This window comes from Pantoea sp. IMH (genome assembly GCF_000599885.1).
GTDB lineage: Bacteria > Pseudomonadota > Gammaproteobacteria > Enterobacterales > Enterobacteriaceae > Erwinia.
In genome coordinates this window covers 1-6,257 of sequence record NZ_JFGT01000001.1, presented here as the reverse complement: position 1 = coordinate 6,257, position 6,257 = coordinate 1, and the positions used below count along the sequence as shown (strand labels likewise).

General features: G+C 52.1%; 8 protein-coding genes and 1 pseudogene. 7 read left to right on the top strand and 2 right to left on the bottom strand.

Features of this window, described 5'->3' with window-relative positions; genetic code table 11:
- A partial coding sequence (locus tag EA20_RS19935; RefSeq protein ID WP_161635075.1) for a VENN motif pre-toxin domain-containing protein occupies nucleotides 1–1,629 on the top strand: 1,629 nt, incomplete at its 5' end.
- Entirely contained in the window at nucleotides 1,613–2,215 is a 603-nt protein-coding gene (locus EA20_RS0100050) for a hypothetical protein (protein ID WP_024964882.1), read from the top strand. The genes EA20_RS19935 and EA20_RS0100050, both read left to right, overlap by 17 nt.
- 39 nt (nucleotides 2,216–2,254) lie before the next feature.
- On the opposite strand, the gene EA20_RS0100045 is transcribed toward EA20_RS0100050, so the two are convergent.
- A complete protein-coding gene (locus EA20_RS0100045) occupies nucleotides 2,255–2,668 on the bottom strand; it encodes a SymE family type I addiction module toxin (protein WP_024964881.1) in 414 nt (137 codons plus the stop codon).
- A gap of 29 nt (nucleotides 2,669–2,697) precedes the next feature.
- Here EA20_RS0100045 and EA20_RS19410 point away from each other — a divergent pair.
- The 5 genes and pseudogenes from EA20_RS19410 to EA20_RS0100015 all read left to right on the top strand — a co-directional run.
- Nucleotides 2,698–3,195: pseudogene (locus EA20_RS19410) on the top strand (tyrosine-type recombinase/integrase); the annotation flags it as partial.
- 47 nt (nucleotides 3,196–3,242) lie between these two features.
- A complete protein-coding gene (locus EA20_RS0100035; RefSeq protein ID WP_024964880.1) occupies nucleotides 3,243–3,503 on the top strand; it encodes a type II toxin-antitoxin system ParD family antitoxin in 261 nt (86 codons plus the stop codon).
- A complete protein-coding gene (locus EA20_RS0100030) occupies nucleotides 3,503–3,832 on the top strand; it encodes a type II toxin-antitoxin system RelE/ParE family toxin (protein ID WP_024964879.1) in 330 nt (109 codons plus the stop codon). The genes EA20_RS0100035 and EA20_RS0100030 overlap by 1 nt, the downstream gene beginning before the upstream one ends.
- A 790-nt stretch (nucleotides 3,833–4,622) precedes the next feature.
- Nucleotides 4,623–5,648: a hypothetical protein gene (locus tag EA20_RS19405; RefSeq protein WP_024964878.1), complete on the top strand. Its 1,026-nt coding sequence runs from the start codon at nucleotides 4,623–4,625 to the stop codon at nucleotides 5,646–5,648.
- Entirely contained in the window at nucleotides 5,645–5,905 is a 261-nt protein-coding gene (locus tag EA20_RS0100015) for a hypothetical protein (protein ID WP_024964877.1), read from the top strand. The genes EA20_RS19405 and EA20_RS0100015 overlap by 4 nt, the downstream gene beginning before the upstream one ends.
- A 49-nt stretch (nucleotides 5,906–5,954) precedes the next feature.
- Here EA20_RS0100015 and EA20_RS19995 read toward each other — a convergent pair.
- Nucleotides 5,955–6,257: SymE family type I addiction module toxin (locus EA20_RS19995; protein WP_235192620.1), on the bottom strand; the 303-nt coding region annotated here is incomplete at its 5' end.

Here is a 6,257-nt window from a genome sequence, read left to right as displayed (position 1 = left end):
CAGCTGATAGCGGAGATAGGGAGCCAGGCGGCAGATATTGCGAGGACGCAGGGCGAGCTGACTGCGATGAAAAAAGCCACGGAGAGCATGAAGGCGGTCACGCCGGCGCAGCGTGCGGCAGCGGAAAAGGAATGGAAAGAGGCCAACCCGGGCCTTGAGCCGGCGAAGATGGATATCACACAGCAGATGTACCAGACGCTGTATGACCAGGCGCTTAAAGATACAGGACTGGGCACCGGCGGTGCGTGGCAGCAGGGTATCAGCGCGGCGACGGCGGCGGTGCAGGGTCTGGCGGGCGGCAACGTGAAGGCGGCACTGGCAGGCGGTTCAGCGCCATATCTGGCGGAAGTTATACACCATCAGACCATGACCAGGGATGCGAAGGGTAAGGATGTGGTGAACGTTCAGGCCAACCTGATAGCGCATGCGGTACTGGGTGCGGTGGTGGCGCAGGCGTCAGGGAATAACGCGCTGTCGGGTGCGTCCGGCGCGGTGGCGGGCGAATATATCGCGCAGCAGCTGTATCCGGGCGTGAGCCGCGACAAGCTGACGGAAGCGCAGCGGCAGACGATAAGCGCGCTGGGTACGCTGGCGGCAGGTCTGGCGGGCGGACTTGCGGGTGACAGCACGGGCAGTGCGGTGGCAGGTGCGCAGGCCGGGAAGAATGCGGTTGAGAATAATTGGCTGAGCGTGCAGGAAGCCGACAGAAAGAAACAGCTGGAGACGAAGCGCGACTACCTGAAACAGGAACTGACACCGGCTGAAACGAAAGAACTGGCAGATATTAATCAGGCAGATAAAGCGCGTAATAAAGCAATAAAATCGATCTGTACTGATGGCAATAAAGGTGGAGCAGCCTGTGGTGCGCTGGTTGGCCCGGCTCAGGAAGCACTGAAGAAGTACGGTGAAAATGTCAGTTATTCGCTTATCTATAAGGATCTTTATCCGCAGGATGCGGCGAATCTGGAAAACGTTCTCAAGGGAGTGGATGCGGGAAGTATCAGCCGTGACCAGGCGATAACTGCAATAGCGGCGTCAACGCATCGTGACTGGAATGACGTTGCGAAAGATTATGACTCTGCAATGCAGACGCAGGCGATAGCAGTTGCACTTGCAGGTATGAAAGGGTTTAGCAGTGTAGAAAGCCAAGGGAAAAATGTTTCTCGTGAAGTTAAATCCTCGACTTCTTCTTCAACTAAGCCATCCTCAGAAACTTATTTTCGAGTTGAAGGCGGTGGTAGTGGAACACAAACGAGTCAGAATAGAATTAATGTAAATTCAGATGGAAGTGTAACTATTAATTCAGGATGTAGTGGGCAGTTATGTGTTAGTACTAATGGGCCAAACCATGCTGCGTATTATCTTACTAACAGAAGGCAGGATGGAACTGTAGTTGTTTTTGAAGTAGATGCAAAACTTCATAAACAAATAATGGATACGGCTGTCCCTCAAAGACCGATTCCCGGAGTACCTAAAGATCCTAATGCTCCTAAGATTGTTGATCCAACAAAAGGACAACCTAGCGTGTCTCTTGAGTTACCTAAAGTTTGGGACGAACTGATTGAGAAAAATTCATCAAATGCTCGCATACTAACCAAAGAGGGATTTCTGAATGAATTTGGAAAGTGATTATCAGAGATTACTTGGTAATATTCTAAATGGTGAAAAAGACATAGCTATTTTTGTGTTAGATGGAAAGCACTACTATGTTTTTGATAGTAAGGATAATTACTGTATCGACGTAAGGCCAGAGTATCAGGCTTATATTGATGAAGGATGGATGAAAGCCGAACTGTATGAGCAGGCTGTTAGTTCATTTAGAAATGGGATACCTGTTTTATCTAAGGATAACTTCAAGGAATATATTATAAAAAATAATGTATCTGTTTATTCTGTAGACTGGATGCGTGATTTTTTTATCTCGAACAGAGATAGCAGGAGTCTTACTTATTTTTACGGATATATCGAGAGATTTTTATCCACTCTCGTAGAGCCAGTATCTCCTGAATGGGATGGTTGGCGAATGCGTCTCCCTAAGTTTTATATTAATTTCGATAAGAAAATATATCGCCATACAGATTGGGACAGGCACCACGAAACTTCAGCGCCATCAGACTGGAGTGCACAGGCAAATAGTGATTTTGGGTTATTAGTACCTGATAAAGAACAGTATTGGATTATTAATGGTATGAATTTTTGGAAATTAAATATGTAAATAAGCCCCAGCCCCAAACCGGCTGGGATTTTTATTTTATTAGTTATCTAAAAGAGGCCGCCATTCAATCACCCCATCCGGGATCTTCCGTGGCCGCTTCTGCGGCGTGGCGATCGCCTGGATAAACTCGGCGATCTGCTGCTGCTTGCGGGCCGACAGCTTTTTGCAGGCCCGCTTCAGCATGGTCACCACTTCCGGTTCGGCGGGTAGCTCCGGCGCGGGTTCGCGCACGCTCAGCAGCAGATGTCCCGGCGTCACCCGCACGTCAACCGGCGTGTCGCTCTCAAAACCCGCCTCAGACAGCCAGTTACCCTTCAGAACGATGCTCGGGCACTGGCTGTAATAGGTCGTCATATCCCGGCTGTCCGCGTGGCGGATGCTGGTATAGCCCACCTTCAGCTGCCGTAATCCTTTGGAAATCCCCGCATCTGGCTTAATATCCTGTTCAGCCATGATCAACCCCTCGTTAGTTGCTTATGGTCATCCGGCGCGGCGAGGTGGCGGTACTGGACATATACAGCGCGGACTTCGGGCGACAGATACTGACCATCGTGCAGGGTAAATGGAAACAGGACAGGGTTATCCCGATCGGTGAACGGGCGCTGTGGTGGCTGGAGCGCTATATCCTGGATGTTCGTCCGGAGATACTGGTCAGCCCGGACTGTAAGGCGCTGTTCCTGGCAATGGACGGCGTGACGGGCCTGACGGCGCACGGTATCACCGGTGCGGTGGTGCCGTACCTGAGAGCAGCGGGCATCGACAAAGGGAGCTGCCACCTGTTCCGCCACGCGATGGCGACGCAGATGCTGGAGAACGGCGCAGATCTGCGCTGGATACAGGCGATCCTGGGTCACCGAAGCATGGAGAGCACGCAGATCTACACGCACGTGAGCATCCGTGCGCTTCAGGCGGTACATGCGAGTACGCATCCGGCGGAGCGGCAGGACAGACCAGAGGTTGATAACAAAGAGCAACCCTGAAATACTAACAGTTATTAACTGATAGTAATCCAGCCGGAGAAAGCATCATGCCAACCAGCGTAGCACTCAGTCCTTACTTCGAAGCGTTCATCCGTAAACAGATAGAAAGTGGACGCTATAACAATACCAGCGAGGTGATCCGTGCCGGTCTTCGCGCACTGGAAGAACGGGAGCAGCAGATGAAACTTGATGCCCTGCAAAAAGCGGTCGGCGCAGGAGTAAACAGCGGAGAAAGCAAAAGTGCGGAAGAGGTGTTCGGGCGCCTGTCGCAGAAATACCGGCGTATAGCTGAAGGCGGTAAAGCGTAATGAAGCTGGGGATATCGCCTCTGGCAGAGCAGGATATGGAAGCCATCGGTGACTATATCGCGCAGGACAACCCGGTACGGGCAGTGAGCTTCACGGAAGAGCTGTACCAGCAGTGCCTGCTGATAGCAGAGTCACCCGTTATATACAGAGAAAGGCCGGAGCTGGGACAAAGCGTCAGAAGCTGTGCTTACGGGCGCTATCTCATCGTGTTCAGGGTTCTTGATACCGAAGTACGTATAGAAAGGCTGCTGCATGGCTCGCGGGATATCATCACGCTGTTCACAGAGCCGGACGGAGCAGCGGAGCCGCCGGAAAGGCCGCAGAGTTAGCCGGTTCCCTGTGAGCTGAGCCGTTCCGTGCACGGCAGAGCGCGGCGTCCATGCCGCGATCTGCCTTCATCAGGTGCGGAGCAGCGCGGGGGTAAACGGCCGCCCGACCGGCGTTGAGTGACGGCGCACTCTGTGGTCAGGTTGCCGGCCGTTCGTCCGTTCAACATAACGCGGGAGATTATACGCACTCTCGCGGTCAGGTCGTCAGGCAGGCTTAACAGGGCGACGCGCTCGTATGCGTATAATCTGCGTTATGTCTTGCGCCCCGCGTTCGGCATCGGGTGTGCCGCCATCCCTGGCGGTTCGGCCACGGCGTCGTCTGCAAGACCCTGGCTCAGCAACATCACCGCCTTCAGCCAACAGCAATAATGTGGTCGGCCTGCGGCCTCCGCTGAAAGAAGTTAATGCCCGCCCGGCTGCGTCTGTCTGTGCCGGGTCGTGCCCCGCAAAAAGAAGCGGGTCACTCCTTGCCGTCACAGCCAGCTTCCGCTACCCGCCCCGGTTCGTGGTGGTCATGCAAAAGCATTGTCTCCTCAGGCTGTGGTGCTCCGGCGGCCAGGCAGGAAGCCGTCCGGCCACGACACGGTCATGCAAAGCCTCACATCCTTCAACCATCAGTGCCACAGAGCGCCGTTCCGCCGCTTGCGGGCCTCGCCAGCCCGCGCCCGGCAGACGCAGAGCCGGGCCACAGACAAGCTGCGTCCCGACTCTGCGCCGCGAGTGATAACCGGTAATGACAGCGGCAAAAGTGCTGTTAAAATGCGCGAACCGAAAACGCAGGGAAAGCGGGATGAAAAGGTTAAGGAAGGCGGCGCGGTGGCTGCTGTGCCTGGTGATGTTCACCAGTGCGGTAGCGTGCGCGGGCGAAAAAAGCGCGTCGGGGAAAATATATCCGGGCATCAAAACGCAGCAGGTAAAACCAGTCCTAACTCATGGAAAGGACAGGGAAAAAGTAAGTTCGGCATCAGGATCCGCAGCGGATAACGTTGTTGTTGTTGAGAATAATTTTCTGGGTATAACTTCTTCTGAGAAACTGGACAGCGCCATCGAAAAGATAAAGCAGGGAGATAAATCCCTGGCTAATGCGAACGAAGTGATTAAGCAGGAAAATGCGAATAAAATTAGCGATGTTCTTATGACCAAATTCCGCCGTGACCCATCGTCATTGTCGGAATCTGAAAAAATTGCATTGAATAGCTATGTCAGGGCTTATGCAGCTGAAATGCAGGCTGCTTATGGTGCGGATAAAGCCGAACAGATAGTGCACAATCTTTTTGCCTATCCAGGCTATGAACGCAATCCTGACAATGCGGTATTGAATCAGGCTCAGAGCATTGTAAATACCTGGGGCTACCATAAATCGAATGCCAGTATTGGAGATGCGCCGCTGATATTTAGCGGTAGCGTGCTAGGCCTTACTGTGAAAGGGATGGCAACGAATGCGGCAATCGGTGTTGGAGTTAATGCTGGCGTTCAGCTTGCAGGAAAAGATCCGTTCAGCTATGTGGATGCGATTATGGCAGGAGTCACAGCAGCAGCAACGACAGGAAAAGGCATTATAGCTTCAACTCCTGTCAATATGGGAGGAGCTGCGATCGGGAGCAGTATTAAAGGAGAGGATCCTACCAACGCTGTGATTGGGGCAGGATTTGGTAGTGTGGCTGGAGGCATTGCTGGGAAAATTGCTTCAGAAGTTACGAAGCCAGTAGTTAAAGAGACGACATCTGAGGTAAGTGAGGCTGTTGTAAGTTCCATTACATCTGAAGTATCTGGTAATAAATTTAAAGAGCAACTAGATCATGGTGGGAATGAATGATGAGATTCAAAAAGGTTGGTTTTCCGTTGTTTATTTTCCTCATCGTTTATTGGATGGTTGCGATTTTTTTAATAGTTTTTTTATTAAGCTTTGGGATTGCATTAATTTTTCACTTGAAAAATGGCAATGAGTTTTATTTTGATTTTTTTAAAGAATCAACTTATTCCTTAAGTAAAGCAATACCAGGTGGCGGTATCCTCGGAGGTGGCATATGGATAAAAGCCAAACTACAAGAGCGAAAAGATTCCATTAAATAAACCAGACAATCCCAGCCAACCGGCTGGGATTTTACTTTAAACCCGTCAGCTACTTCTCCCCGGCCAGCCGGATGATCAGCTGCCCCGGCCCGGCGAACACATCGATCTTCTGTCCCGTCTCAAACCCCAGCGCCGCCATCCAGCGGCCTTTAAGGGTAATGGACGTCGACGGCTCAAATTTGCGTTGATCCCGGATATAGCCCTCGGTGTAACGGCGGGTTGTGGGTGTGCCTGTCTCTGGCTTATAAAGCGCAGCGCCGCCAGCAGCAGGCGCAGCTGATAGCGGAGATAGGGAGCCAGGCGGCAGATATTGCGAGGACGCAGGGCGAGCTGACTGCGATGAAAAAAGCCA

What these genes read in the sequence shown, in the direction of transcription:
- EA20_RS19405 (WP_024964878.1), top strand. Translation starts at nt 4,623, where the DNA reads ATGAAAAGGTTAAGGAAGGCGGCGCGGTGGCTGCTGTGCCTGGTGATG.
- EA20_RS0100030 (WP_024964879.1), top strand. Translation starts at nt 3,503, where the DNA reads ATGAAGCTGGGGATATCGCCTCTGGCAGAGCAGGATATGGAAGCCATC.
- EA20_RS0100015 (WP_024964877.1), top strand. Translation starts at nt 5,645, where the DNA reads ATGATGAGATTCAAAAAGGTTGGTTTTCCGTTGTTTATTTTCCTCATC.
- EA20_RS0100045 (WP_024964881.1), bottom strand. Translation starts at nt 2,668, where the DNA reads ATGGCTGAACAGGATATTAAGCCAGATGCGGGGATTTCCAAAGGATTA.
- EA20_RS0100035 (WP_024964880.1), top strand. Translation starts at nt 3,243, where the DNA reads ATGCCAACCAGCGTAGCACTCAGTCCTTACTTCGAAGCGTTCATCCGT.
- EA20_RS0100050 (WP_024964882.1), top strand. Translation starts at nt 1,613, where the DNA reads ATGAATTTGGAAAGTGATTATCAGAGATTACTTGGTAATATTCTAAAT.